At 47.1% G+C, this 25,204-nt stretch carries 24 protein-coding genes, 7 tRNA genes and 3 rRNA genes; 29 read left to right on the forward strand and 5 right to left on the reverse strand.

The window, feature by feature from the left end; all coding sequences use genetic code 11:
* The first annotated feature begins 7 nt into the window (after window positions 1–7).
* The 11 genes from CP950_RS05680 to priA all read left to right on the forward strand — a co-directional run bounded on the left by CP950_RS05680 (window position 8) and on the right by priA (window position 10,673).
* Complete coding sequence (locus CP950_RS05680; protein ID WP_096673255.1) at window positions 8–517, forward strand: ATP synthase subunit I; 510 nt, start codon at window positions 8–10, stop codon at window positions 515–517.
* 32 nt (window positions 518–549) lie between these two features.
* On the forward strand, window positions 550–1,398 hold the full coding sequence (atpB, locus tag CP950_RS05685; RefSeq protein ID WP_096673257.1) for a F0F1 ATP synthase subunit A: 849 nt from the start codon (window positions 550–552) through the stop codon (window positions 1,396–1,398).
* 49 nt (window positions 1,399–1,447) lie between these two features.
* Window positions 1,448–1,714: a F0F1 ATP synthase subunit C gene (atpE, locus tag CP950_RS05690; RefSeq protein ID WP_028818346.1), complete on the forward strand. Its 267-nt coding sequence runs from the start codon at window positions 1,448–1,450 to the stop codon at window positions 1,712–1,714.
* Between the two features lie 63 nt (window positions 1,715–1,777).
* Window positions 1,778–2,248, forward strand: a complete 471-nt coding sequence (locus CP950_RS05695) for a F0F1 ATP synthase subunit B (RefSeq protein WP_096673259.1) — start codon at window positions 1,778–1,780, stop codon at window positions 2,246–2,248.
* 1 nt (window position 2,249) lies between these two features.
* Window positions 2,250–2,786 carry a F0F1 ATP synthase subunit delta gene (locus CP950_RS05700; protein ID WP_096673261.1) on the forward strand — a complete coding sequence of 179 codons (537 nt, stop codon included), beginning with the start codon at window positions 2,250–2,252 and terminating at the stop codon, window positions 2,784–2,786.
* A gap of 45 nt (window positions 2,787–2,831) precedes the next feature.
* Window positions 2,832–4,373: a F0F1 ATP synthase subunit alpha gene (atpA, locus tag CP950_RS05705; protein ID WP_096673263.1), complete on the forward strand. Its 1,542-nt coding sequence runs from the start codon at window positions 2,832–2,834 to the stop codon at window positions 4,371–4,373.
* Between the two features lie 18 nt (window positions 4,374–4,391).
* Window positions 4,392–5,261: a F0F1 ATP synthase subunit gamma gene (gene atpG, locus CP950_RS05710; RefSeq protein ID WP_096673265.1), complete on the forward strand. Its 870-nt coding sequence runs from the start codon at window positions 4,392–4,394 to the stop codon at window positions 5,259–5,261.
* A gap of 55 nt (window positions 5,262–5,316) precedes the next feature.
* Entirely contained in the window at window positions 5,317–6,717 is a 1,401-nt protein-coding gene (atpD, locus tag CP950_RS05715) for a F0F1 ATP synthase subunit beta (protein ID WP_096673267.1), read from the forward strand.
* A gap of 21 nt (window positions 6,718–6,738) precedes the next feature.
* The gene (locus tag CP950_RS05720) at window positions 6,739–7,155 is read left to right on the forward strand and encodes a F0F1 ATP synthase subunit epsilon (RefSeq protein ID WP_096673269.1); all 417 of its coding nucleotides are present in this window, start codon (window positions 6,739–6,741) and stop codon (window positions 7,153–7,155) included.
* Window positions 7,156–7,171: 16 nt separating this feature from the next.
* Window positions 7,172–8,284, forward strand: coding sequence for a uroporphyrinogen decarboxylase (hemE, locus tag CP950_RS05725; protein ID WP_096673271.1), 1,113 nt, complete (start codon window positions 7,172–7,174; stop codon window positions 8,282–8,284).
* 259 nt (window positions 8,285–8,543) lie between these two features.
* Entirely contained in the window at window positions 8,544–10,673 is a 2,130-nt protein-coding gene (priA, locus tag CP950_RS05730) for a replication restart helicase PriA (protein WP_096673273.1), read from the forward strand.
* A 16-nt stretch (window positions 10,674–10,689) separates the two neighbouring features.
* Here priA and gcvH read toward each other — a convergent pair whose 3' ends face one another.
* Window positions 10,690–11,082 (reverse strand): glycine cleavage system protein GcvH, encoded by a 393-nt coding sequence (gene gcvH, locus CP950_RS05735; protein WP_096673275.1) that lies wholly within the window; start codon window positions 11,080–11,082, stop codon window positions 10,690–10,692.
* A gap of 80 nt (window positions 11,083–11,162) precedes the next feature.
* Here gcvH and CP950_RS05740 point away from each other — a divergent pair, with 80 nt between their 5' ends.
* Window positions 11,163–11,810 carry an MBL fold metallo-hydrolase gene (locus tag CP950_RS05740; RefSeq protein ID WP_096673838.1) on the forward strand — a complete coding sequence of 216 codons (648 nt, stop codon included), beginning with the start codon at window positions 11,163–11,165 and terminating at the stop codon, window positions 11,808–11,810.
* Between the two features lie 2 nt (window positions 11,811–11,812).
* Here CP950_RS05740 and CP950_RS05745 read toward each other — a convergent pair whose 3' ends face one another.
* The 3 genes from CP950_RS05745 to CP950_RS05755 all read right to left on the reverse strand — a co-directional run bounded on the left by CP950_RS05745 (window position 11,813) and on the right by CP950_RS05755 (window position 13,340).
* A complete protein-coding gene (locus CP950_RS05745) occupies window positions 11,813–11,998 on the reverse strand; it encodes a hypothetical protein (protein ID WP_096673277.1) in 186 nt (61 codons plus the stop codon).
* A gap of 42 nt (window positions 11,999–12,040) precedes the next feature.
* Window positions 12,041–13,183, reverse strand: coding sequence for a fatty acid desaturase (locus tag CP950_RS05750; RefSeq protein WP_096673279.1), 1,143 nt, complete (start codon window positions 13,181–13,183; stop codon window positions 12,041–12,043).
* 81 nt (window positions 13,184–13,264) lie between these two features.
* A tRNA-Arg gene (locus tag CP950_RS05755) sits at window positions 13,265–13,340 on the reverse strand.
* A 105-nt stretch (window positions 13,341–13,445) separates the two neighbouring features.
* Here CP950_RS05755 and CP950_RS05760 point away from each other — a divergent pair.
* Window positions 13,446–13,655 (forward strand): hypothetical protein, encoded by a 210-nt coding sequence (locus CP950_RS05760; protein ID WP_243391931.1) that lies wholly within the window; start codon window positions 13,446–13,448, stop codon window positions 13,653–13,655.
* 19 nt (window positions 13,656–13,674) lie between these two features.
* Here the strand turns inward: CP950_RS05760 and rsmI are convergent, their stop codons facing one another.
* Window positions 13,675–14,577 (reverse strand): 16S rRNA (cytidine(1402)-2'-O)-methyltransferase, encoded by a 903-nt coding sequence (rsmI, locus tag CP950_RS05765; protein WP_096673281.1) that lies wholly within the window; start codon window positions 14,575–14,577, stop codon window positions 13,675–13,677.
* Between the two features lie 70 nt (window positions 14,578–14,647).
* Here rsmI and CP950_RS05770 point away from each other — a divergent pair, with 70 nt between their 5' ends.
* The 16 genes from CP950_RS05770 (at window position 14,648) to rplK (ending at window position 25,204) form a co-directional block, all read left to right on the forward strand.
* Entirely contained in the window at window positions 14,648–15,286 is a 639-nt protein-coding gene (locus CP950_RS05770; protein WP_419185579.1) for a phosphoheptose isomerase, read from the forward strand.
* Between the two features lie 30 nt (window positions 15,287–15,316).
* Complete coding sequence (locus tag CP950_RS05775; protein WP_096673283.1) at window positions 15,317–15,967, forward strand: BON domain-containing protein; 651 nt, start codon at window positions 15,317–15,319, stop codon at window positions 15,965–15,967.
* A gap of 68 nt (window positions 15,968–16,035) precedes the next feature.
* Entirely contained in the window at window positions 16,036–16,338 is a 303-nt protein-coding gene (locus CP950_RS05780; protein WP_096673285.1) for a c-type cytochrome, read from the forward strand.
* A 438-nt stretch (window positions 16,339–16,776) separates the two neighbouring features.
* Window positions 16,777–18,313, forward strand: a 16S ribosomal RNA gene (locus CP950_RS05785).
* A 58-nt stretch (window positions 18,314–18,371) separates the two neighbouring features.
* Window positions 18,372–18,448, forward strand: a tRNA-Ile gene (locus CP950_RS05790).
* A 29-nt stretch (window positions 18,449–18,477) separates the two neighbouring features.
* Window positions 18,478–18,553: transfer RNA gene (locus tag CP950_RS05795), tRNA-Ala, on the forward strand.
* Window positions 18,554–18,824: 271 nt separating this feature from the next.
* A 23S ribosomal RNA gene (locus CP950_RS05800) occupies window positions 18,825–21,698 on the forward strand.
* Window positions 21,699–21,803: 105 nt separating this feature from the next.
* Window positions 21,804–21,917: ribosomal RNA gene (gene rrf, locus CP950_RS05805) — 5S ribosomal RNA — on the forward strand.
* Together the 16S, 23S and 5S rRNA genes with 5 tRNA genes alongside form the textbook arrangement of a ribosomal RNA operon.
* A gap of 103 nt (window positions 21,918–22,020) precedes the next feature.
* Window positions 22,021–22,105: transfer RNA gene (locus CP950_RS05810), tRNA-Tyr, on the forward strand.
* 5 nt (window positions 22,106–22,110) lie between these two features.
* A tRNA-Gly gene (locus tag CP950_RS05815) sits at window positions 22,111–22,184 on the forward strand.
* Between the two features lie 23 nt (window positions 22,185–22,207).
* A tRNA-Thr gene (locus CP950_RS05820) sits at window positions 22,208–22,282 on the forward strand.
* Window positions 22,283–22,348: 66 nt separating this feature from the next.
* A complete protein-coding gene (gene tuf, locus CP950_RS05825) occupies window positions 22,349–23,539 on the forward strand; it encodes an elongation factor Tu (protein ID WP_096673287.1) in 1,191 nt (396 codons plus the stop codon).
* Between the two features lie 12 nt (window positions 23,540–23,551).
* Window positions 23,552–23,627 (forward strand) — tRNA-Trp (locus CP950_RS05830).
* A gap of 20 nt (window positions 23,628–23,647) precedes the next feature.
* Window positions 23,648–24,025 (forward strand): preprotein translocase subunit SecE, encoded by a 378-nt coding sequence (gene secE / locus CP950_RS05835; RefSeq protein ID WP_096673289.1) that lies wholly within the window; start codon window positions 23,648–23,650, stop codon window positions 24,023–24,025.
* Between the two features lie 7 nt (window positions 24,026–24,032).
* Complete coding sequence (gene nusG / locus CP950_RS05840) at window positions 24,033–24,605, forward strand: transcription termination/antitermination protein NusG (RefSeq protein WP_096673291.1); 573 nt, start codon at window positions 24,033–24,035, stop codon at window positions 24,603–24,605.
* A 167-nt stretch (window positions 24,606–24,772) separates the two neighbouring features.
* On the forward strand, window positions 24,773–25,204 hold the full coding sequence (rplK, locus tag CP950_RS05845) for a 50S ribosomal protein L11 (protein ID WP_011901890.1): 432 nt from the start codon (window positions 24,773–24,775) through the stop codon (window positions 25,202–25,204).

The following is a 25,204-nucleotide window of genomic DNA, read 5'->3' on the forward strand; positions in this document are numbered from 1 at the left end:
AAAAAGAATGCCCAGCACCAAAACTATAATGAGTAAACACCCGCTTACACAGAGCAATCAATGGGATGAACCAGAAGAAGATTTTGTTAGGCCATTAAGCAAGGCGGAAATGGATGCTTTACGCCAAAAGGACCCTAAAAAATTTATGTCCATTAATGGTTGGGTGGTAGTTTCAAGTCAGATAGTACTTACCCTGATCATTGGAACACTTTGTTATTTTTTTGGTAATGCCACAGAAAGATCAATGTATACTTACTCTGCTTTTGTGGGTGGCTTGATTGGTTTTTTGCCTTCGGCGTTGTTTTTAGCGCGCTTAGAAGTGGCAAAAAGAAGTGCAATTTCTAGTCCCGGCGGATATTTAACGGCAGTAGTTTCTGGCGAGTTCTTAAAAATTCTTGCGACTGTCCTCTTGTTTATTGCCTTTGCCCTCAAGCAGCCTGATTTGAAATGGATACCATTGCTGGTTACTTATTTTCTTACACTGAAATGTTATTTAGTCGTGTGGGTCTTGAGGTAAGCGGCAGTTAATAAACAAGGACTAGTAAAGAGATGTCTAGCGAAGCGCTTACACCTACAGCCTATATTGCAGAGCATTTGCAAAACCTCAACTCTAGTGGGGGCGCGCAATCGTCCGTTGTTGATTTCAGCATCATCAATTTAGACACTATTTTCTGGACCACTTTAATGGGGTTCGTCGCCGTTTTTCTTCTGTTAATTGCAGCTCGAAAATCAACCCCAGGCGTTCCCGGCCGTTTTCAGTGTTTAGTTGAAATGCTGGTGGAGATGGTAGAAAATCAATCGAAGAGCATTGTCAATGGCGATCGCACTTACATCGCTCCCTTAGCGCTGTTTGTTTTTTGCTGGATTATTCTTCTGAATACCTTGGATCTTGTGCCGGTGGACTGGATCTTTGGAGTAAATCAATTCATCGGTAGTTTCGGGGTCCATGTCCCGCATCACAAAATCGTACCTACTACCGACTTAAACGCCACCCTCGGCCTATCTTTTTCTGTTCTGCTTTTAATCTTTTTCTACAGTATCAAAATTAAGGGCATTGGCGGCTTTTTGCATGAGCTAGTTTCTGCTCCATTCGGGGCGAAATGGTACCTAGCCCCTTTCAACTTGATTTTGAATCTCATCGAATATGTTGCAAAAGGTGTTTCACTAGGTATGCGACTTTTCGGCAACATGTATGCTGGCGAGCTGATCTTTTTACTTATCGCGCTTTTGGGCAGTATGTGGACTTTTAATTTCGACCTGTACATGCTGGGCTTTGTCGGTAATGTCATAGCGGGTTCCGCCTGGGCAATTTTCCATATTTTGGTCATTTTGTTGCAAGCATTTATCTTTATGATGTTGACATTGGTCTACATTGGCCAAGCCCATAGCCATCATTAATTTTTTTATTTTTTAACCTCACCCTCACTTTTAATACTTAGGAGCAAACATGCAAGCATTCTTAGCCAACATTCAAGGACTAACCGCTATTGGTATCGGCCTCATCATCGGCCTCGGCGCTTTAGGAGCCTGTTTGGGTATTGGCCTTATGGGCGGCAAATTCATTGAGGGCGCTGCCCGTCAACCAGAATTGATTAATGAACTGCAAACCAAAATGTTCCTCTTGGCCGGCTTGATCGACGCTGCGTTCTTAATCGGCGTTGGTGTTGCAATGTTATTTGCTTTCGCAAACCCACTGCTCGCAGTTATTAAGTAATTGTTCTGGCGCGGATGACCACTTGGTCATCCCATCGTTCTCAACAATACTGAAAGGAATATCGTGAATCTGAACGCGACCCTATTCGCGCAAATGATCGTTTTCTTTGTCTTATGGTGGGTTGTCGCACGCTTTGTGTGGCCACCACTTGTAAAGGCATTGGACGAACGCTCAGCCAAAATTGCTGAGGGCTTGGCAGCTGCTCAGCGCGGAAAAGAAGAATTAGCGCTTGCAAACAATGAAGTTGAATTAGAGCTCTCTAAAGCACGACAAGAAGGTGCCCAGCGTGTTGCCGAAGCTGAAAAACGCGCCCAAATGTCTGCAGATGAAATTCGCTCTAATGCACAAGCCGATGCGGCTCGCATAATTGCTCAGGCAAAACAAGATGCAGATCAGCAGGTGACTCGTGCACGTGAAGCATTGCGCACTGAAGTGGCGGTACTCGCAGTAAAGGGCGCAGAACAAATTTTGCGCCGCGAGGTAGACGCTAAAACACACGGCGCCTTACTTGATCAACTAAAGGCAGAGCTTTGATATGGCTGAATTAGCCACGATTGCTCGCCCTTATGCTGAGGCACTCTTTCAAGATGCAGAGCCTGCTGAGCGCGCAGTTTTTTTAGAGCAGCTTGGCGAGTTAGCTCAACTTGCAGGCATGCCCGAAATCGCCTCTTTGTCTAATAGTCCAAAGGTATCAGCTGATGATTTAACTAAGCTGTTGTCCAGTATGGTGAAGACAAAGTTGGATGGCAAACTCGCTAGCTTTCTAAGCTTGGTGAATCAAAACCATCGCTTGGCAGCGGTACCTGAAATTGCTCGGCAATTTGAAGGCATGAAGAACCAAAGCGAAGATGCCGCGGAAGTAATTATTACAAGTGCATTTCCGCTAGATGGTGCAGCGCTGAAAGAATTGTTATCAAGTTTGAAGAAGCGTTTTGGGGGTAAAGAATTACGCCCAGCTATTCAAATTGATCCAAGCTTGATTGGTGGTGTACGCATTCAAGTTGGTGATGAGGTGTTGGATAGTTCAGTTAAGGCGCGTTTGGCTCAAATGCAAGTTAGTCTTAGCGCATAAGTAATCCCTATTAAGAACATACGAAATAAGACCCAGGAGTAAGTAATGCAACTCAACCCTTCCGAGATCAGCGAACTGATCAAAAACCGAATTAGCGAAATGGGCGTTGACTCACAGCTTCGCAACGAGGGCACCGTCATTTCGGTGACCGATGGTATTTGCCGCGTTCACGGTCTGTCTGGCGTGATGCAGGGCGAAATGCTGGAGTTCCCAAATAATACGATTGGCCTTGCGTTAAACCTAGAGCGTGATTCAGTTGGTGCTGTAGTGTTGGGTGAATATACCCACATTAAAGAAGGCGACTCAGTCAAATGCACGGGACGCATTTTAGAAGTGCCAGTTGGCCCAGAATTGCTCGGCCGAGTAGTAAATGCATTGGGTCAACCGATTGATGGCAAAGGCCCTATTAATACAAAGCTTACTGACTTTATTGAAAAAGTTGCTCCAGGCGTTATTGCCCGCCAATCGGTTAGCCAGCCACTGCAAACTGGACTAAAAGCGGTGGATGCCATGGTTCCTATCGGGCGCGGTCAGCGCGAGCTCATCATTGGTGATCGCCAAACTGGTAAATCTGCGGTTGCGATTGATGCCATCATTAATCAAAAAGGTAAAGGCGTTTATTGCGTTTATGTCGCTATCGGCCAAAAAGCATCGACCATTGCAAACGTAGTTCGTAAGCTCACAGAGTTGGGCGCAATGCATTACACCGTGGTAGTAGCGGCAAGTGCATCCGAATCCGCAGCGATGCAGTATCTTTCCGCCTATGCTGGCTGCACAATGGGCGAATACTTCCGCGATCGTGGTGAAGATGCTCTGATCGTATATGACGACTTAACTAAGCAAGCGGTTGCATATCGTCAGATCTCCTTGTTGTTACGTCGCCCACCAGGCCGCGAAGCTTATCCTGGCGACGTGTTTTATCTCCACTCACGTTTGCTTGAGCGCGCTGCTCGTGTCAACGAAGAGTATGTCGAGAAATTTACTAATGGTTCAGTTAAAGGCAAGACAGGTTCATTGACCGCATTGCCTATTATTGAAACTCAAGCTGGTGACGTTTCAGCATTCGTGCCAACCAACGTGATTTCGATTACCGACGGCCAGATTTTCTTGGAAACAGACTTATTTAATGCGGGTGTTCGCCCTGCTATTAACGCCGGTATTTCAGTTTCCCGCGTGGGTGGTGCAGCACAAACTAAAGTAATCAAGAAGTTGTCTGGCGGTATTCGTACTGACTTGGCGCAATATCGTGAATTGGCTGCTTTTGCGCAGTTCGCTTCTGATCTTGATGACGTTACCCGCAGGCAATTAGAGCGCGGTAAGCGCGTTACCGAGTTATGCAAGCAAGCTCAATATAAGCCAATGCAAGTTTGGGAAATGGCAGCCTCCCTCTATGCAATGAATAACGGCTTCTTTGACGACATTGAAGTCAAGCATGTATTGTCATTCGAAAAAGGTTTGCATGAGCACTTGAAGTCCAAATATGCAGACTTAGTTGCCCGCATTGAAGACACCAAAGAGCTCAACAAAGAAGATGAAGCATCTTTACGTGCAGCCATCGAGGACTACAAGCGCTCAGCCTCTTTCTAAAGAGGTCGCGTACACATCATGGCAAGCACAAAAGAAATACGATCTAAGATCAAGAGCGTGCAAAACACGCGCAAGATCACCAAAGCGATGGAGATGGTGGCAGCATCTAAGATGCGCCGCGCTCAGGAGCGTATGCGTAATGCGCGCCCCTACGCTGAGAAAATTCGTGAAATTGTTGCGAACCTTTCAAAGGCGAATCCAGAGTACCGCCCCGCTTACATGGCAGTTCGTAAAGTCAAAAAGATTGGCACTATTCTGGTTACAACGGACAAGGGATTATGCGGCGGCCTGAATACCAACGTTTTACGCTTGATTACAAATCAAGTTCGTGAAATGGGCGATGCGCAAATTGATATTGAGTTCACCGCCATTGGTACAAAGGGCCTGCAGTTCTTAAATCGCGCTAAAGCTAAGCTCATATCGCAAACGGTTCAACTTGGCGACACACCACATATGGATGTGTTGATTGGTGCAATTACAGCGCAGCTAGATGCATTTGAGCGTGGCGAAATTGATGCCGTGTATTTGGCGTACAACCGCTTTGTTAATGCGATGAAGCAAGAGGCGGTCATTGAAAAGTTATTGCCATTAGAGTCAGCGGCAATGACGCCAAATGCAGAGACGGGCAACACTTGGGACTATCTCTATGAGCCAGATGCAGAATCTATTCTGAATGGCTTATTAAAGCGTTACGTAGAGGCAATGATTTATCAAGCACTTGCCGAGAACATGGCGTCAGAGCAATCTGCGCGAATGGTCTCAATGAAGGCAGCTTCAGATAATGCGAAGAACGTGATTGGCGAATTGCAATTGGAATACAACAAAACTCGACAGGCTGCCATTACGAAAGAGTTGTCAGAAATTGTTGGTGGAGCGGCTGCTGTTTAAGCGGTCAGCGTTTAAGAACATAAAAGAATTCAAGAATTAAAAGCGGAGAAATGCGATGAGTAACGGAAATATCGTGCAATGTATCGGTCCAGTAGTGGACATTCAATTCCCACGTGATGCAATGCCAAACATTTATGATGCGTTGACATTGGTTGATAGTGGAGAAAAATCATTTGCTGAAAAAGGTTTGACCTTTGAAGTGCAACAGCAAATTGGTGATGGCGTAGTGCGTACCATTGCCATGGGGCCAAGTGATGGATTGCGTCGCGGCATGGAAGTTAAGGCAACTGGTAAGCCAATCTCTGTTCCTGTTGGGCCAGCTACTCTTGGCCGAATCATGGATGTATTGGGCCGCCCTATTGACGATGCTGGTCCTATCGCAACTGAAGAGCGTCGGGCAATTCACCAACCTGCTCCTAAGTTTGAAGATCTTTCACCATCAGTTGACCTTCTCGAAACTGGTATTAAGGTGATCGACTTGGTTTGCCCATTCGCTAAAGGCGGTAAGGTCGGCTTGTTCGGCGGTGCTGGCGTAGGCAAGACCGTGAACATGATGGAGTTGATTAATAACATTGCCAAGCAACACTCTGGCTTATCTGTTTTTGCCGGTGTAGGTGAGCGTACTCGTGAAGGTAATGACTTCTATCATGAGATGAAAGAGTCCAACGTGGTTGATAAAGTCGCGATGGTATTCGGGCAGATGAATGAGCCACCTGGTAACCGTTTGCGCGTAGCGTTAACTGGTTTGACCATGGCGGAAGCGTTCCGCGACGAAGGCCGTGACATTTTGTTCTTCGTAGACAATATTTACCGCTATACCCTCGCAGGTACAGAGGTCTCCGCATTGTTAGGCCGTATGCCATCCGCCGTGGGTTATCAGCCTACCTTGGCTGAAGAGATGGGTAAATTGCAAGAGCGAATTACTTCTACAAAAACAGGTTCCGTTACTTCTATCCAGGCGGTATACGTACCTGCAGATGACTTAACCGATCCCTCCCCTGCTACTACCTTCTTGCATCTCGATTCCACAGTGGTGTTGTCACGTGACATCGCGGCTCTGGGTATTTACCCAGCGGTTGATCCATTGGATTCAACCAGCCGTCAGCTCGACCCACAAGTAGTTGGTCAGGAACATTACGAAGTAGCTCGTGAAGTGCAGATGACTTTGCAGCGTTATAAAGAGTTGCGCGACATTATTGCAATTTTAGGTATGGATGAATTGTCACCAGAAGACAAGTTGGCCGTATCCCGCGCCCGAAAAATTCAACGCTTCTTGTCACAGCCTTTCCACGTTGCCGAAGTATTTACTGGCTCACCAGGCAAATATGTGCCATTGAAAGAAACCATTCGTGGTTTCAAGATGATTTGTAACGGTGAGTTGGATCACTTGCCAGAGCAGGCGTTCTACATGGTGGGTTCAATTGACGAAGCCATCGAGAAAGCTAAGAAGCTTTAATCGAATTCATCTAGGGAAATTATGTCAACCATTCGCGTCGATGTCGTCAGTGCCGAGCGCTCTATTTTTAGCGGAGAGGCCAAGTTTGTAGCGCTTCCCGGTGAAACTGGTGAGCTGGGTATTCTGCACGGCCATACACCATTGATTACCCGCATACGGCCAGGTTCAGTTCGTATTGAAAAAGCAGACGGAGACGAGGAGTTCGTTTTTGTTGCCGGCGGTTATTTAGAGGTGCAGCCCGATCACGTCACTGTACTAGCAGATACTGCTATTCGCGGTCATGATCTTGACGAAGCAAAGGCACTTGAAGCGAAGAAGCGTGCTGAAGAAGCAATGGAAAATCGCGGCACTGATTTTGATTTAGCATTGGCACAATCCGAATTTGCTATGGCAACTGCACAGCTCGCTGCGCTTGCTCGCTTCCGTCGTAAAAAGTAAAAACCGGCCATTTAGCTTGTTGGTAAATGACCGGTTTTTAAGGGCCTGCTTCGGCGAAGCGGTTGATCAAACACCGCTTTGGCTCATGCGACAAGCGGGGCGCTATCTTCCTGAATACAATGCCACGCGAGCAAGAGCGGGCAGCTTTTTAGGTTTAGCAAAAAATCCCTCATACGCAACTGAAGTAACACTCCAGCCATTAGAGCGTTATCCTTTAGACGCCGCTATCTTATTTTCAGATATTTTGACCATTCCAGATGCAATGGGATTGGGTCTCAAATTTACGGCTGGCGAAGGCCCAAGCTTCGAGCATCCTTTGCGTACCGAAGAGGCCATTAAAAAGTTGCGTCCAGCCGACTTAGATCAACTTCAATATGTATTTGATGCCGTTTCTGAAATCCGCAAAGCATTGACACAGGATGGTCAGCAGCGATTGCCACTCATTGGTTTTTCTGGAAGTCCTTGGACCTTAGCTTGTTACATGATTGATGGCTCAGGCTCAGATGACTTTCGTCATGCTAAGACTATGCTCTTTAGTCGGCCAGATTTACTAGAACATATTCTTGCTCTAAACATTGAGTCTGTCGCCGCGTATCTGGGTGAGCAAGTTAAGGCGGGCGCTCAGGCCTTGATGATTTTTGATACTTGGGGCGGATTACTTCCTGACGGGTGGTATCAGCGTTATTCTTTGGCCGCGATGCAAAAAGTCATTGCGCGATTGCCGCGAGACCACGAGGGTAGAAAAGTTCCTGTAATCATTTTCACCAAAGGTGGCGGGCTTTGGCTAAATGATATGGCACAAATCGGGGCAGACGTGATCGCGCTAGATTGGACTATGTCAATTAGTCGCGCTAGAAAACAATTGTTAGCCATAAACAAACCTTTAGCCTTGCAGGGCAACTTAGATCCGTTGATTTTATTTTCTGGGTCAAAACAGATAACGTCAGCAGCTAAGACGCTGTTAGATGATTTGGCAGATGCGCCGCCCCTAAATTCGGGACTGCATTCCTTGGATGGCCATATTTTTAATTTGGGTCACGGCATCAATCAATTTACGCCGCCTGAGAGCGTTCAGGCCCTAGCGGAAACAGTGATTTCTCATTCTAAAGCCCTAAGAATCAAGCAATAATCACAAGTAATTACTAACTTAGCTGAGATTTGGTAGAAAGTTATGCACAGAAATGGGCAATAACAAAAAAACAGTGGGATTCGAGCTAAAGATAAACATTCACTTTTAGTAAGTTTTATAAATTACTGATTTATATAGATAAATAGTAATTTTCGCCAAATGAAACACATTCTTGATTCCTATAGAATGGCATTGAATAACCTAATTAAAGAATGATATCCACAGACTTATCCACAGGCGAAAATAGGAAGTCAAGCAAATGACTATGAAGCCTATAGTGGTGGCGGTGGTATTCGATAATCCCCTGGCCCAAAGCTTTGATTACTTGTGGAATATTGAAAAATTAGGCGCCTTACCCGAAATTGGCCAAATGGTAGAGGCCCCACTCGGCAGGGCAATGGGTGTAGGCATCGTGATCAAAGTAAGCGATCACTCCGATTATGAAATCAACAAATTAAAGCAAATAGAGCGTTTGGGCCCCCTCCCCCCTCTAGATACAGCATTGCTAAGGCTCATGAATTTCGCTAGCCAATATTACATCCATGCTTTAGGTGAAACCATATTGCCAAGTATTCCAAAGATGTGGAAAAAACCAGATGATTGGGAAAAGATACCCAAAAAATTAGAGGCGGCGCGCAGGAAAGTTGCAGCGACTTCAAGGGCTAAAGAGGGGTTTATCAGCAAAGAGCAGCTGAACGCCGAACAAAAAAAAGCGCTTTTGGCATTGGTTGGAAATGAAGACAACGAGAGGCAATTTAGAGCGATCTTGTTGCAAGGACAAACAGGGAGCGGCAAAACAGCAGTATTTTTAAACTGGCTTGCTGATGTCTTGAGTGATCCCCAAGCACAAGTACTGATATTGGTGCCAGAAATCAATTTAACGCCTCAACTAGAGCGCAGAGTCATGGCTTATTTTCCCGACAAAGTAATGTCCGTTTTGCATAGTGGAGTTAGCGAAAATAAACGGGGTGTTGCTTGGTTTGATGCAATGTCTGGAAAAGCGCAGATTATTCTTGGCACTCGTTTGGCTGCACTAACGCCAATTCCGAATTTGCGTGCCATTGTCGTAGATGAAGAGCATGACCCATCGTATAAGCAACAAGAGGGCACTCGCTATTCGGCTCGCGACTTAGCAATTTGGCGCGCACATGATCAGGCAATTCCAATTCTGTTAGCTTCCGCTACGCCCTCCTTAGAAACATGGATGGCGGCGCAGTCGGGGCGTTACGAATACATTCGCCTTGATCAGCGTGCGCAAGGGGCGAGCTTGCCAAAGGTGAACTTAATTAACACTCGGGACCCCCAGCATCAATTTAGCCCCGGAGATGTAGGCGCAACAAAAGAAAAAAATGTTATTTCGAAAACCTTGTTTAAGGCGATAACGCGAAATTTAGCTGCCAAAAAACAATGTCTGATTCTGATCAATCGCAGGGGTTATGCGCCCGTATTAAGTTGTACTGCGTGTAACTGGTTATCAAGGTGCACCCATTGCACGGCCTATATGGTTTTACATAAGGCAGGTGCAATCAGCAAACGATCCGTATTGAGCTGTCATCATTGTGGATTGGTGAAGAATATTCCTACTCACTGCCCAGAGTGCGGCAATGCTGACTTAAAAATGCTTGGTCAGGGCACGCAAAAAATAGAAGATGCAATTGAGCAAATGTGGCCAGAAGCAAATATATTGAGAGTGGATACAGATTCGAGTAGATCAAGCAAAGGAGTTGAGGCCCTCTTTCAGGAAATACATAATGGAAACGTGGACATCGTGGTCGGCACTCAGATGATTGCAAAAGGGCATGATTATCAAAACATCGGATTAGTGGCGGTGTTGGATGTCGATGGCCGACTTTACTCGGCAGACTTTAGGGCGGCTGAAAGACTATTTGCTCAATTGGTGCAAGTTGCTGGTAGAGCTGGAAGATCCAATACAGATGGCCAAGCCAGTGGAGATATTTATATTGAGACGCAGTACCCAGAGGCCGCTGTATTTCAATATCTTTTGCAGCATGATGTTGATGGATTTCTGACGCACACCGCACAAGAAAGAGGTGAGGCGAAATTACCGCCCTACACTTACCAGGCCTTAGTGCACGCGGAGGCTAGAAGCCTAGACAAGGCCATTGAATTTTTAAGCGCCCTAAAAGGGAGATTAAAGGATCAAGGCTTAATGGCAAAGGATTTGAAGATTCACGATCCCGTGCCCAAAACCATGATGCGGGTTGCAGGATCAGAGCGGGCCCAATTAGTTATTGAATCTGCCAATCGAAAAATATTACAAAAGACTTTAGAAATCATTGATCAGCAATTGCGCCAAGAGTCGACTGGGCGCATAAGCAAAGCATCCCGGATTCGCTGGCTCATAGAGCGCGACCCGATCGCCATCTAAAGGACGGGTAATTACCTTAGGCGTCAGCACCCGAGTTGTATTGCTCCAGACTCATCAGTCGTTCAAACTCGCTAGTGAGAACTTCTTGGGACGCAGGTTTGATTTTAAAAAGCCATGTTGTGTAAGGCTCAGCGTTCACTAGCTCGGGGGTGTTATCCATTGTGGAATTGAGGGCCACTATTTCGCCGCTGATAGGAGCATGAATATCACTTGCTGCCTTAACAGATTCAATTGCTGCAACTACTTCTCCTTGCTGAACTAGTTGCCCAAGCTTGGGCGCCTGAAAAAAGGTGACGTCACCCAAAGCTTCTTGCGCATGGTTGCTAATGCCCACCCAAACAAGTGCATCGCTTTCAAGCGAGGCCCATTCGTGAGTTTGTGCAAAACTAAAGGTATCTTGTGTTTTCATGTTTTTTCCTAAGTGAGATATTTTATCTTTACTGCCTATACTAAGCACTTAGTTACTCAATAAACACTTTTCATATGCCTATCAAACTAGGAATTGTCCCCGTCACACCCTTTGAACAAAACTGCTCAATACTCGTCTGCCAAGAAACGGGGGATGCAGCAGTGGTGGATCCAGGCGGCGATATTGAAAAGATTTTAGATGGCGTCAAGCAACTGGGCGGTACCGTTAAAAAGATTTTGCTCACCCATGGGCATCTTGATCATTGCGCTGCTGCAAAGGACTTGGCAGATCAGTTACATGTGCCTATTGAGGGGCCCCAGATAGAAGAGCGATTTTGGTTAGATCAACTACCAGAGCAAACTGTCCGGTTTGGTTTTGGTCATGCAAAAGCATTTACTCCAACGCGTTGGCTTGAAGACGGCGATCACGTGAAGGTAGGTAATGTAGATTTGGAGGTATTTCATTGTCCGGGGCATACGCCAGGACATGTTGTGTTCTTTGATCGGGAGGATAGACTCGCCATCGTCGGCGACGTTCTTTTTGCGGGATCTATTGGTAGAACCGATTTCCCAAGGGGCAATCATGCGGATTTGATTAACGCAATTAAAACAAAACTCTGGCCATTGGGTGACGATGTTCAGTTTGTTCCAGGGCATGGCCCAATGTCTACTTTTGGAGAAGAACGCGCATCAAACCCCTATGTGGGCGACCAAGCTAGCCAGCAATAAAACTAGGCTTTAGCGGAGCCAGTGCGATGTGTGCGGTTATAAAGGCAGCTAGCGCAAATCCAACGCTGCTTGCGATTGCTAGTAGGAATCCAAGTGCCGCCCTCGAGTCGTTTTTCACGACTGCAAGAGGAGCAAAATTTTAGGCTTTGCGAAGCGTCTTGGGTAGCTGCTGGGGTAGAAGTCGTCATGGGCAATCCAGGTAAGCCAAATCTTATACAGAGAGATCTATTTTACCCGTTTTGCGCCACTGGAGCTGGACTTAGAACAACCCGAACCGAATCCGCAGTCTTGTTACCGTCAAAATCTAACCAAGCTTTATTTTCAAAGTCGTAAAGCTTGCACTTACGAGCCACATCAAAGTACCAGGCCCAAGAGAATTTTTCGATAAAAATACGCTCTGGGAGGATGGTTTCCAGTGTATTTTGGGCTTCTTTAAGGCGATACAAGGGCACACTCATATCAACGTGGTGGGCGGTATGTTCCATGATGTGGTGCATTAGAGCGCCCCACATCCAACTGAAAGTCAAATGCACAGTGGTTGATACAAAAGGCTGGGCGCGTAACCACTCGGACTTTTTGCCATACCAAGAAACTGAGGGGTGGGTGTGGTGCACATACGTAACAAAACCAATCATGCCGTTCCAAAATAAGAATGGAACGACAAAGCCAGTAACCAGGCCAAGCAAAATTGATTGGCCAGTGGCTACTGCACCGGCAACTAAGCATGCAAGCCATACAACTGCAAAAGCAGTCACTAAAAGATTGTCTTTAAGGAAAACAGGACGATCGCCTGGTTTGTTTTTAGCATTGGGGAAATACTCTCTTCTCCACCAGATCTCAATCAGGTAATAAAAGACAGGGCCCCAGCCGCTTCTGTAAAGGCGCTCTAAGGTCTTGCGCCATGCAGGCAAGGCATCAAACTCTGCTTTGGAGAGCGGCGCCCAAACAAAGTCAAAGCCCTTTAAATTGGTTTGCCCGTGGTGCACCACGTTGTGCCCCACGTCCCAAAGACTATATGGAGTAAGGGATGGCAAGAAAGCGATCCGGCCCAATACTTTATTGAGCTCGCGATTGGGGGTAAAGCTCTGATGGCAGGCATCATGACCTAGGATAAAAATTCGGCCAGTAACAAAACCAGCAATTACGCCCAAAACGATTTTAAGCAGCAGGCTTTCGACAAAAATGGTGCCAGCGATACAGGCAAGCCATAAAACAGCGTCAAATACCAAAAGTAGTACCGCTTTGGCAGTTTCACCTTGCGCCATCGGGATTAACCAACTGCGAATGATTTTTCTATGGGGCAAAGGCAAGTCAGGGGCCAAGGGGTTGGCTAGTGATGGCTCTGCAAATGAAGAATTTAAATGATTGGACATATATAGGACCTAATAGTTAGGCATGAATGATAGCCTTTAACATAAATTTTCGCTTGGTAGGCATCAAAAAACCCCTAGAATTGGTGCGCCCGGCAGGAATCGAACCTGCGACCCTTGGCTTCGGAGGCCAATACTCTATCCACTGAGCTACGGGCGCTAGTAGCAAATTGCTAATGCCGCTATTGTAAGTGCCAATACCCGACCGCTCTAGCTATAATCTCGTCAAAGGTAATTAACAAGACGCTTAACGATAGAAGGCCCCATGAGCAACGACCACGGAAACCTGATTAAATCGCCCAAACAACTCATCATTATGGTGTTTGCGAGCTTTTTTGTGCCCCTCTTTGTCATTTTGTTGCTAATGGTGTTTGTTAACAATGGCAAGCGCGGTGAGCATAGTGAGCGCACTGAGATGCTTATTAAGCCAGTAGCGCAGCTCAATTTTAAGGATGCGAGTGCTCCGCGCGAATAGTTAACCGGCGCAGTAAGTTTTAACCCCCAAGCGCTGTCTTAGCATCTAGTGCAACCTGGTAGGCCTCTTTTTTGCTGAGTCCCAGGGTTTGAGCAAGAACCGCCGCAATTTCTTTGCTTCCTAAGAATGGGCTCAGAGCATTAGCCCAAAGTAACAGCTTGGCTTGGTCTGGCGCCTCGTCTTGACCTGCCTGTCTACCTGCAACTAAAACGACAAACTCCCCTTTTAAGCTCGGAGTGGTTTCTAGCCACGCCGGAATCTCACCGGCTTTCAGGGTGGCGATTTGCTCAAATTTCTTAGTGAGTTCTCTGCCTATTAAAACGGACCTCTCATCTTCCAGTTGTTCGTGCAGCGCCAAAAGCGTCTCTTGAATGTGGTGTGGAGATTCAAAAAAAATACTAGTTTTAGTGCTGCTACGGATATCTTGCAGGAGCGCCCCCCGGTCCTTGGCTTTATTGGGCCAAAAACCCAAAAATTGGTAACGCCCCTCGGACGGAAGCATTACCGCCCCGCTAGCGGAGATTGCCGCAGAAACAGCGCTAGCACCAGGAATAGGAATAATTCGAAAGCCCGACTTTTGCACTTCGTTAACCAATCGCGCGCCTGGATCTGAAACGCCTGGGGTGCCAGCGTCTGATATGTAGGCCCAGCGCTCACCATTTGCAAGACGTTGGATGACCGACTGGGCACCCTCCAGCTCATTGTGCTCATGTAAAGCCACACAGCGCTTATGAATTCCAAATTGCTGCAATAAGGCTGCGCTGTGCCTAGTGTCTTCGCAAGCAATGCCATCAACGGCATTTAATACGTGTAGGGCGCGCAAAGTAATGTCCCCCAAGTTGCCGATGGGAGTGGCAACCATATAAAGAGCCCCAGCAGGCAAATCTTGTTGCTTTAAAAACTCATAAGAGCTCAATTCCATAGGGGTGTCGCTTCTGAAGGTTCGGTCAATAAGAAAGAGAATACGTCGCTTTTCATTAGAGGGGCGCGAGATGCAATATCGCCCTACTTTGGCGCATAATAATGTGATGAACAAAGAGACAATTGAGCGCCTGAGCTCCCGCACATCACAGCACTTTTTAGACAGCATTGCAGTTAAACAAGAGGCTGAAAAGATCCTGCCAGAGTTCGTCGCGCGCGGCATTGTGGCAATGACAGACTGCCTGCAAGCCGGTGGGAAGATTATGGTTTGTGGCAACGGAGGCTCCGCAGCCGATGCGCAGCACTTTGCCGCGGAACTTATTGGTCGTTTTGAACGAGAGCGGCAAGAGCTTGCCGCAATTGCGCTCACAACGGATACCTCGATTTTGACCGCCGTTGGAAATGACTATAGTTACGAAGAGATTTTTAGCAAACAAGTCCGAGGCCTTGGGAAAAAAGGCGACATCCTCATGGGTATCTCAACTTCGGGAAATTCCAAAAATGTAGTAAAGGCAATTGAGGCGGCGAAAAAAATGGGCATGAAGGTGATTGCCCTGACTGGGAATGGCGGCGGAAAAATTGCGACCTTATTGGATGAAAACGACATTCACCTTTGCGCACCTTCCACTAGAACGGCTCGGATTCAAGAAACCCATCTAGTTTTACTCCATAGTCTCTGCGATGGGGTTGACCACCTCTTGCTCGATTAATCTCCCATAAAGACAAACAAAGGATTGAAGATGCGCAGCCAGTTGATTATCAAAGTTTTGCTTACGCTAACACTCACATCATTTCTCTCTGCGTGTGGAGTGCTGGCAGTTGGCGGTGTGGTTGCAGGGGCAAGCGTGCTGGCAGACCGTCGCACTCCAGCCGTGCAAGCAATCGATAAGGGGATTGAGCTCGAGCTTGGGGGCGCGCTAAGCAAGCGCTTTGGCGATAGCGCTCATATCAACGTCACTTCATTCAATCAGAAGGTGCTCTTAACTGGTGAAGCAAAAGATCAAGAAATTAAGGGGCAGGCCGCCGCTTATGCAAAAACGAATAAAAATGTTCGTGCGGTATTTGATGAGTTGATCATTGGCCCTAATAGTAGCTACACAGCACGCGCCAATGATTCCTACTTGGAGTCGAAAATAAAAACCCAAATGATCTTCACTGAAAAGTTGCCTTCAAACTCTATGAACATCGTTGCGGAAGGTAGCAATATCTATTTAATGGGGATTTTGACCGCATCGGAGGCGGAGATTGCTAAAAAAGTGGCAAGCAATGCTAATGGCGTGAAGAACGTGTATACCTACTTCGACATTATTTCTGATGCTGAAAAAACGCGCCTTGAGAAAGATAGCAAGGCCTATGAAACACAGCCTACTAGTCCGCCAAAATATCAATAACCACTAGGTAGCCGATCTTGCGATGCTCTGGGTCAATAAGCGTGCCATGGTTGTTAGCAATCTTAGGCATGTGCTTTGCAAGCGGAGTAGCCGCCAACGCTGATGATGCTAAGGCCTCAGCGCTTGCAAAGCAAAATGGTTGTTTAGGTTGTCATGCTGTGAATAAAAAAATTGTTGGACCTGGCTATATTGAGGTTGCAAAAAAATACGCCAATGACCCAAACGCCACAGCCTATTTGAAAAACAAAATCCTTAAAGGTGGCGCAGGATCTTGGGGTGTAGTCCCCATGCCAGCATTCAAGGGCCTCAGCGACATAGAGTTAACTTATCTGGCCACATGGATATTACGAGGCGCCCCAGATAGCAGGTAGCGTGGACAAGACTTATAGACATAAATGGGCGCTGAAATAACAAGTCACGCGCTTGTAGGAATAGATTTAAGTAAAACTCCAAATTTTTTTAAAAATAATTTAAATTTTTTCTCAAAGCTATGTAGTTGATTTACCTAGGCTATTTGCTTGTGACAGAAAAAACTTCAACTTATTTAAGAAAAAGACTGCGAAAGGTGTTGACGAACCTCAAAGTGTGGGATATAGTCTTATCTCTCTGCTGGAAGTTTTTAATAAATACGAAACAAGCCAGCCCTCTTTAAAAATTAGTCAACCGATAATTGTGGGTACTAAGTGAAAGCATCAAGTCCTTCGGGACAGATGTAAATAAATAGTACTCATAGACAGTAAAAAGATTTGGTTTTATTACCAAGTCAATTTCTTGAATGAGTGCGACGATCCGCAAGGATCACAGGAATTAAACTGAAGAGTTTGATCCTGGCTCAGATTGAACGCTGGCGGCATGCCTTACACATGCAAGTCGAACGGCAGCACGGGTACTTGTACCTGGTGGCGAGTGGCGAACGGGTGAGTAATACATCGGAACGTACCTTATCGTGGGGGATAACGCAGCGAAAGCTGTGCTAATACCGCATACGCCCTGAGGGGGAAAGCGGGGGATCGAAAGACCTCGCGCGATTAGAGCGGCCGATGCCTGATTAGCTTGTTGGTGGGGTAAAAGCCCACCAAGGCGACGATCAGTAGCTGGTCTGAGAGGACGATCAGCCACACTGGGACTGAGACACGGCCCAGACTCCTACGGGAGGCAGCAGTGGGGAATTTTGGACAATGGGGGAAACCCTGATCCAGCAATGCCGCGTGAGTGAAGAAGGCCTTCGGGTTGTAAAGCTCTTTTGTCAGGGAAGAAACACCGGCTCTAACACAGTCCGGGAATGACGGTACCTGAAGAATAAGCACCGGCTAACTACGTGCCAGCAGCCGCGGTAATACGTAGGGTGCAAGCGTTAATCGGAATTACTGGGCGTAAAGCGTGCGCAGGCGGTTATACAAGACAGGCGTGAAATCCCCGGGCTTAACCTGGGAATGGCGCCTGTGACTGTATAGCTAGAGTGTGTCAGAGGGGGGTAGAATTCCACGTGTAGCAGTGAAATGCGTAGATATGTGGAGGAATACCAATGGCGAAGGCAGCCCCCTGGGATAACACTGACGCTCATGCACGAAAGCGTGGGGAGCAAACAGGATTAGATACCCTGGTAGTCCACGCCCTAAACGATGCTGACTAGTTGTTCGGGATTTTCATCCTGAGTAACGTAGCTAACGCGTGAAGTCAGCCGCCTGGGGAGTACGGTCGCAAGATTAAAACTCAAAGGAATTGACGGGGACCCGCACAAGCGGTGGATGATGTGGATTAATTCGATGCAACGCGAAAAACCTTACCTACCCTTGACATGTCACTAACGAAGTAGAGATACATTAGGTGCTCGTAAGAGAAAGTGAACACAGGTGCTGCATGGCTGTCGTCAGCTCGTGTCGTGAGATGTTGGGTTAAGTCCCGCAACGAGCGCAACCCTTGTCTTTAGTTGCTACATTTAGTTGAGCACTCTAGAGAGACTGCCGGTGACAAACCGGAGGAAGGTGGGGATGACGTCAAGTCCTCATGGCCCTTATGGGTAGGGCTTCACACGTCATACAATGGTGCATACAGAGGGTTGCCAACCCGCGAGGGGGAGCTAATCTCAGAAAATGCATCGTAGTCCGGATCGTAGTCTGCAACTCGACTACGTGAAGCTGGAATCGCTAGTAATCGCGGATCAGAATGTCGCGGTGAATACGTTCCCGGGTCTTGTACACACCGCCCGTCATACCATGGGAGTGGGTTTTGCCAGAAGCTGTTAGCCTAACCGCAAGGAGGGCGATTGCCACGGCAGGGTTCATGACTGGGGTAAAGTCGTAACAAGGTAGCCGTATCGGAAGGTGCGGCTGGATCACCTCCTTTCTAGAAAAAGATGCTGGAGCTCTAGTGCCCACACTTATCGGTTGACAATAAAAGCCACGGGTCTGTAGCTCAGCTGGTTAGAGCACTGTGTTGATAACGCAGGGGTCGTAGGTTCAAGTCCTACCAGACCCACCACCAGCCAGAAACAAACTTAGTGGGACGTTGGGGGATTAGCTCAGCTGGGAGAGCACCTGCTTTGCAAGCAGGGGGTCGTCGGTTCGATCCCGTCATCCTCCACCATCATCTAAATGTCAAAACTAAGCGAACATTTAATTGTTTAGTTTTGCCATTTATGGCTGTTCTTTAAAAATTTGAGTAAGCAAAGTGTCTAATGTTTCTTTGAGAGGACATTAGACAATGTAATAAGGGTAAAGATTGAATCATCAATCAGTAATAACAAACGAGTTTTTACAAGTTCTTTTAACAAGTACTTACAGTTTGGATTACGGCAAACATGTCAGAAGTAGAAGTAAAAACCTGTAACGGTTACTAGCAATGGTGCTCGTTATAGGATCAAGTGAATAAGTGCACATGATGGATGCCTTGGCGATTACAGGCGACGAAAGACGTTATAACCTGCGATAAGCCCCGGGGAGCTGGTAAATAAGCTTTGATCCGGGGATTTCTGAATGGGGAAACCCACCACTTTTGTGGTATCCATACCTGAATACATAGGGTATGAGAAGCGAACCTCGTGAACTGAAACATCTAAGTAGCGAGAGGAAAAGACATCAACCGAGATTCCCAGAGTAGTGGCGAGCGAAATGGGAACAGCCTTCTAGTGATATCTCAGTAATTAACAGAATGGAATGGAAAGTCCAACAATAAAGGGTGATAGTCCCGTATGTGAAAATTATTGAGTGGTACTAGGCTAGAGACAAGTAGGGCGGGACACGTGAAATCCTGTCTGAATATGGGGGGACCATCCTCCAAGGCTAAATACTCGTAATCGACCGATAGTGAACAAGTACCGTGAGGGAAAGGCGAAAAGAACCCCGGGAGGGGAGTGAAATAGATCCTGAAATTGTGTGCATACAAACAGTAGGAGCCTCGTAAGGGGTGACTGCGTACCTTTTGTATAATGGGTCAGCGACTTACATTCAGTAGCAAGCTTAACCGAATAGGGAAGGCGTAGCGAAAGCGAGTCCGAATAGGGCGTTAGTTGCTGGGTGTAGACCCGAAACCAGTTGATCTATCCATGGCCAGGTTGAAGGTGCGGTAACACGTACTGGAGGACCGAACCCACTAACGTTGAAAAGTTAGGGGATGAGCTGTGGATAGGGGTGAAAGGCTAAACAAAACTGGAAATAGCTGGTTCTCTCCGAAAACTATTTAGGTAGTGCCTCGTGTATCACTGTAGGGGGTAGAGCACTGTCATGGTAGTGGGGTCCATTGCGGATTACTGCGCCATAGCAAACTCCGAATACCTACAAGTGCAAGCACGGGAGACAGACATCGGGTGCTAACGTCCGGTGTCAAGAGGGAAACAACCCAGACCGCCAGCTAAGGTCCCTAATATATGCTAAGTGGGAAACGAAGTGGGAAGGCTAAAACAGTCAGGAGGTTGGCTTAGAAGCAGCCATCCTTTAAAGAAAGCGTAATAGCTCACTGATCGAGTCGTCCTGCGCGGAAGATGTAACGGGGCTAAGCATATAACCGAAGCTGCGGATCACAGCAATGTGATGGTAGGAGAGCGTTCTGTAAGCCTGTGAAGGTGTCTTGTAAAGGATGCTGGAGGTATCAGAAGTGCGAATGCTGACATGAGTAGCGATAAAGGGGGTGAAAAGCCCCCTCGCCGTAAGCCCAAGGTTTCCTGTTCAACGTTCATCGGAACAGGGTGAGTCGGCCCCTAAGGCGAGGCAGAGATGCGTAGCTGATGGGAACAAGGTTAATATTCCTTGACCATTGTTAGATGCGATGGGGGGACGGATCGCGGAAAGTTGTCCGGGTGTTGGAAGTCCCGGTTCTTGCGTTGGAGATGGCTATTAGGTAAATCCGGTAGCGTAATTCAAGGGCGTGAGACGAGCGAATTTATTCGCGAAGCAATTGGAAGTGGTTCCAAGAAAAGCCTCTAAGCTTCAGTCTAACAAGACCGTACCGCAAACCGACACAGGTGGGCGAGATGAGTATTCTAAGGCGCTTGAGAGAACTCAGGAGAAGGAACTCGGCAAATTTGTACCGTAACTTCGGGATAAGGTACGCCCTCGTAGTTTGACCCTGTACAAGGGGAGGACGATAGGGTTGCAATAAAAAGGTGGCTGCGACTGTTTAATAAAAACACAGCACTCTGCAAACACGAAAGTGGACGTATAGGGTGTGACTCCTGCCCGGTGCTGGAAGATTAAATGATGGGGTGCAAGCTCTTGATTGAAGTCCCAGTAAACGGCGGCCGTAACTATAACGGTCCTAAGGTAGCGAAATTCCTTGTCGGGTAAGTTCCGACCTGCACGAATGGAGTAACGATGGCCACACTGTCTCCTCCTGAGACTCAGCGAAGTTGAAATGTTTGTGATGATGCAATCTACCCGTGGCTAGACGGAAAGACCCCATGAACCTTTACTGTAGCTTTGCATTGAATTTTGAACCGGTCTGTGTAGGATAGGTGGGAGGCGTTGAAAGCGGGATGCTAGTTCCGCTGGAGCCAACCTTGAAATACCACCCTGGTTTGTTTGAGATTCTAACCTTGGCCCATTATCTGGGTCGGGAACAGTGCATGGTAGGCAGTTTGACTGGGGCGGTCTCCTCCCAAAGTGTAACGGAGGAGTACGAAGGTACGCTTGGTACGGTCGGACATCGTACCTAAAGTGCAATGGCAAAAGCGTGCTTAACTGCGAGACCGACAAGTCGAGCAGGTGCGAAAGCAGGTCATAGTGATCCGGTGGTTCTGTATGGAAGGGCCATCGCTCAACGGATAAAAGGTACTCTGGGGATAACAGGCTGATACCGCCCAAGAGTTCATATCGACGGCGGTGTTTGGCACCTCGATGTCGGCTCATCTCATCCTGGGGCTGTAGCCGGTCCCAAGGGTATGGCTGTTCGCCATTTAAAGAGGTACGTGAGCTGGGTTTAAAACGTCGTGAGACAGTTTGGTCCCTATCTGCCATGGGCGTTGGAGATTTGACGGGGGCTGCTCCTAGTACGAGAGGACCGGAGTGGACGTACCGCTGGTGTACCTGTTGTTTCGCCAGAAGCATCGCAGGGTAGCTATGTACGGAAGAGATAACCGCTGAAAGCATCTAAGCGGGAAACTTGCCTGAAGATGAGATCTCCCGTAGGTTTAACCTACATAAAGGGTCGTTGAAGACCACAACGTTGATAGGTCGGGTGTGTAAGTGCAGTAATGCATTGAGCTAACCGATACTAATTGCCCGTTAGGCTTGATCCTATAACCAGCACTATTGTGTTGGATGTTTGCCAGATTTAATCGCAACTCAAATTACATGCTTACTCAAATAGAGCTGTTGATTTATCAACAGCTCAACCCTCTACGCCCGGTGACCATAGCGAATTGGAACCACTCCTTCCCATCCCGAACAGGACAGTGAAACGATTCTACGCCGATGATAGTGCGGATTACCCGTGTGAAAGTAGGTAACTGCCGGGCACCAATGCAACACGCCCAGACCATACAGGTCTGGGCGTTTTTGCTTGTGCGCAGCGTATGAGATTGACAGCAATACCGGAAAATGACAGAATATTGGGTTTACGGAGGGGTGTCCGAGCGGCTAAAGGAGGCAGACTGTAAATCTGTTGGCTATGCCTACGTAGGTTCGAATCCTACCCCCTCCACCAGATGTGCGGGATTAGTTTAATGGTAAAACAGCAGATTTCCAATCTTCGGTCAAGAGTTCGATTCTCTTATCCCGCTCCAGAATTTGTTGATAATGAATTTTGGCCCATGTGGCTCAGTGGTAGAGCACTCCCTTGGTAAGGGAGAGGTCGGCAGTTCGATCCTGCCCATGGGCACCATGTTTAGATTTGTAAATTGTATATTTCATGTGTTGGTTTAAGAGTTAACTAAAGGCAGACAAAAAAATGGCAAAAGAAAAGTTTGAGCGGACAAAACCGCACGTAAACGTAGGTACTATTGGTCACGTTGACCACGGTAAAACCACCTTAACTGCAGCGATTGCAACCGTGCTCTCTAAACAGTTTGGCGGCGAAGCCAAAGCCTACGATCAGATCGATGCTGCTCCAGAAGAAAAAGCCCGTGGTATTACGATTAATACTGCCCACGTAGAGTACGAGACAGCGAACCGTCACTACGCACACGTGGATTGCCCAGGACACGCTGACTACGTTAAGAACATGATTACTGGCGCGGCCCAAATGGACGGCGCAATTTTGGTATGTTCTGCTGCTGACGGTCCTATGCCACAAACTCGTGAACATATCCTCTTGGCACGCCAAGTAGGTGTTCCTTACATCATCGTGTTCCTCAACAAATGCGACATGGTTGATGACGAAGAGTTGTTAGAGCTCGTTGAAATGGAAGTGCGCGAGCTTTTATCTAAGTACAAGTTCCCTGGTGATGACACCCCAATCGTGCGTGGTTCTGCTAAGTTAGCTTTAGAAGGCGACGAAGGCCCATTGGGTAAAGAAGCCATCATGAAATTGGCTGAAGCATTAGATACTTTTATTCCAACTCCAGAGCGTGCAGTTGACGGTGCGTTCTTGATGCCAGTAGAAGATGTGTTCTCGATCTCCGGTCGCGGTACTGTAGTAACAGGCCGTATTGAGCGCGGTATCGTTAAAGTCGGCGAAGAAATCGAAATCATCGGTATCAAGCCAACACTAAAGACTACTTGTACTGGCGTAGAGATGTTCCGCAAATTGCTCGACCAAGGTCAAGCTGGCGATAACGTGGGTATCTTGTTGCGCGGCACTAAGCGTGAAGAAGTTGAGCGTGGCCAAGTATTGGCTAAGCCAGGTTCCATTACGCCACACACCCACTTTACTGCCGAGGTATATATCTTGGGTAAAGATGAAGGTGGCCGTCATACCCCATTCTTTAACAACTATCGTCCCCAGTTTTACTTCCGTACTACGGACGTAACAGGTTCGATCGAGTTGCCAAAAGACAAAGAAATGGTGATGCCAGGCGATAACGTCTCTATTACCGTTAAACTCATCGCGCCAATTGCGATGGAAGAAGGTTTACGTTTTGCAATCCGCGAAGGTGGCCGTACTGTAGGCGCTGGTGTGGTTGCGAAGATTTTGGCTTAATTAGTAGAAAATAGGGGTGTAGCTCAATTGGCAGAGCGTTGGTCTCCAAAACCAAAGGTTGGGGGTTCGATGCCCTCCGCCCCTGCCACGATTTGAACCGAAAGCAAAATGTCTCAACAAACTGCAAGTCAAACTGAAGGAAAAAGCAGCTGGGTCTCTGGACTCGCTGCTTTGGTCGTTGTCGGTGCGTTAGTTCTTTACTACACGCTGGCCGATCAATCTATGTTGGTTCGCCTGGCGGTTTTGTTTGGTGGTATTGCTGTTGCTGTTCTTATTGTGGTGATTTCGCCAGAAGGACGTCGTTTCATCTCTTACGCAAAAGATTCTATATATGAAGTAAAGAAAGTTGTTTGGCCTACTCGCAAAGAGACTACCCAAATGACTTTAGTTGTATTTGGTTTTGTCCTGATCATGTCCTTATTTTTATGGGCGGCAGATAAATTAATTGAATGGCTAGTTTTTTCAGTCTTTCTGGGCTGGAAGTGAGTAAAAAATGACTGATACTGAATTAGCAATAAATCCACAAGCAACAGGAAATATGCGTTGGTATGTTATTCACGCATATTCTGGCATGGAAAAAAGCGTCAAAAAAGGTCTAGAGGAGCGGATTAGCCGCTCAGGAATGGCTGAGAAATTTGGCCGCATTCTGGTGCCTTCCGAGGAAGTAGTGGAGATCAAGTCCGGACAAAAATCGGTTTCTGAGCGTCGCTTCTTCCCAGGCTATGTCTTGATAGAGATGGAAATGACTGACGAGAGTTGGCACTTGGTGAAGAACACACCAAAAGTGACTGGATTTGTCGGTGGCGTACGAAATCGTCCAAGCCCAATTTCTACCGCTGAAGTATCAAAGATCATGGATCAAATGCAGGCTGGGGTTGATAAGCCTAAGCCTAAGACCTTATTTGAGGTAGGCGAGATTGTGCGTGTTAAAGAAGGCCCATTTATTGATTTCAACGGAAATATTGAAGAAGTCAATTACGAGAAGTCAAGATTGCGCGTTTCTGTTACAATCTTCGGTCGCGGTACTCCAGTCGAATTGGAGTTCGGCCAGGTTGAAAAAATGTAATAAAGCTTCACTTTTAACGAATAGTTAAAAGCGGAAGTTATTAAATAGTTGTATTTATTGGTTAGTAGTTAACCGAGGAGCCAAGCTAGTAAGCCAAAAAACTAGCGAAGCGTTTACTCAACGGCGGTCTTATCTAATCAGGTTTGACGCGCTTTAAGGAGCAAGTTATGGCAAAAAAGATTATTGGCTTTATTAAGCTGCAGATTCCTGCCGGCAAAGCAAATCCATCACCACCTGTTGGTCCAGCATTGGGTCAACGTGGCCTCAATATTATGGAATTCTGTAAGGCGTTCAATGCTCAAACCCAGAGCATGGAGCCAGGCCTTCCAATTCCTGTTGTGATTACAGCGTTTGCTGATAAGAGCTTCACTTTCATCATGAAGACGCCTCCAGCGACCATCATGATTAAAAAGGCCGCCAAGATTGAAAAAGGTTCACCACGTCCCCATACCGATAAGGTTGGAAAAATTACCCGTGCCCAGGCTGAAGAAATTGCCAAAGCAAAAATGCCAGATTTGACAGCAGCCGATATGGATGCAGCTGTAAGAACAATCGCTGGTAGCGCCCGCTCCATGGGCATCACTGTGGAAGGTCTCTAA

Source organism: Polynucleobacter meluiroseus, from assembly GCF_900205755.1.
Taxonomy (GTDB): domain Bacteria; phylum Pseudomonadota; class Gammaproteobacteria; order Burkholderiales; family Burkholderiaceae; genus Polynucleobacter; species Polynucleobacter meluiroseus.

What these genes read in the sequence shown, in the direction of transcription:
- CP950_RS05680 (WP_096673255.1), top strand. Translation starts at nt 8, where the DNA reads ATGCCCAGCACCAAAACTATAATGAGTAAACACCCGCTTACACAGAGC.
- atpB (WP_096673257.1), top strand. Translation starts at nt 550, where the DNA reads ATGTCTAGCGAAGCGCTTACACCTACAGCCTATATTGCAGAGCATTTG.
- atpE (WP_028818346.1), top strand. Translation starts at nt 1,448, where the DNA reads ATGCAAGCATTCTTAGCCAACATTCAAGGACTAACCGCTATTGGTATC.
- CP950_RS05700 (WP_096673261.1), top strand. Translation starts at nt 2,250, where the DNA reads ATGGCTGAATTAGCCACGATTGCTCGCCCTTATGCTGAGGCACTCTTT.
- atpA (WP_096673263.1), top strand. Translation starts at nt 2,832, where the DNA reads ATGCAACTCAACCCTTCCGAGATCAGCGAACTGATCAAAAACCGAATT.
- atpG (WP_096673265.1), top strand. Translation starts at nt 4,392, where the DNA reads ATGGCAAGCACAAAAGAAATACGATCTAAGATCAAGAGCGTGCAAAAC.
- atpD (WP_096673267.1), top strand. Translation starts at nt 5,317, where the DNA reads ATGAGTAACGGAAATATCGTGCAATGTATCGGTCCAGTAGTGGACATT.
- CP950_RS05720 (WP_096673269.1), top strand. Translation starts at nt 6,739, where the DNA reads ATGTCAACCATTCGCGTCGATGTCGTCAGTGCCGAGCGCTCTATTTTT.
- priA (WP_096673273.1), top strand. Translation starts at nt 8,544, where the DNA reads ATGACTATGAAGCCTATAGTGGTGGCGGTGGTATTCGATAATCCCCTG.
- gcvH (WP_096673275.1), bottom strand. Translation starts at nt 11,082, where the DNA reads ATGAAAACACAAGATACCTTTAGTTTTGCACAAACTCACGAATGGGCC.
- CP950_RS05745 (WP_096673277.1), bottom strand. Translation starts at nt 11,998, where the DNA reads ATGACGACTTCTACCCCAGCAGCTACCCAAGACGCTTCGCAAAGCCTA.
- CP950_RS05750 (WP_096673279.1), bottom strand. Translation starts at nt 13,183, where the DNA reads ATGTCCAATCATTTAAATTCTTCATTTGCAGAGCCATCACTAGCCAAC.
- CP950_RS05760 (WP_243391931.1), top strand. Translation starts at nt 13,446, where the DNA reads ATGAGCAACGACCACGGAAACCTGATTAAATCGCCCAAACAACTCATC.
- rsmI (WP_096673281.1), bottom strand. Translation starts at nt 14,577, where the DNA reads ATGGAATTGAGCTCTTATGAGTTTTTAAAGCAACAAGATTTGCCTGCT.
- CP950_RS05770 (WP_419185579.1), top strand. Translation starts at nt 14,648, where the DNA reads ATGCAATATCGCCCTACTTTGGCGCATAATAATGTGATGAACAAAGAG.
- CP950_RS05775 (WP_096673283.1), top strand. Translation starts at nt 15,317, where the DNA reads ATGCGCAGCCAGTTGATTATCAAAGTTTTGCTTACGCTAACACTCACA.
- CP950_RS05780 (WP_096673285.1), top strand. Translation starts at nt 16,036, where the DNA reads ATGTGCTTTGCAAGCGGAGTAGCCGCCAACGCTGATGATGCTAAGGCC.
- tuf (WP_096673287.1), top strand. Translation starts at nt 22,349, where the DNA reads ATGGCAAAAGAAAAGTTTGAGCGGACAAAACCGCACGTAAACGTAGGT.
- secE (WP_096673289.1), top strand. Translation starts at nt 23,648, where the DNA reads ATGTCTCAACAAACTGCAAGTCAAACTGAAGGAAAAAGCAGCTGGGTC.
- nusG (WP_096673291.1), top strand. Translation starts at nt 24,033, where the DNA reads ATGACTGATACTGAATTAGCAATAAATCCACAAGCAACAGGAAATATG.
- rplK (WP_011901890.1), top strand. Translation starts at nt 24,773, where the DNA reads ATGGCAAAAAAGATTATTGGCTTTATTAAGCTGCAGATTCCTGCCGGC.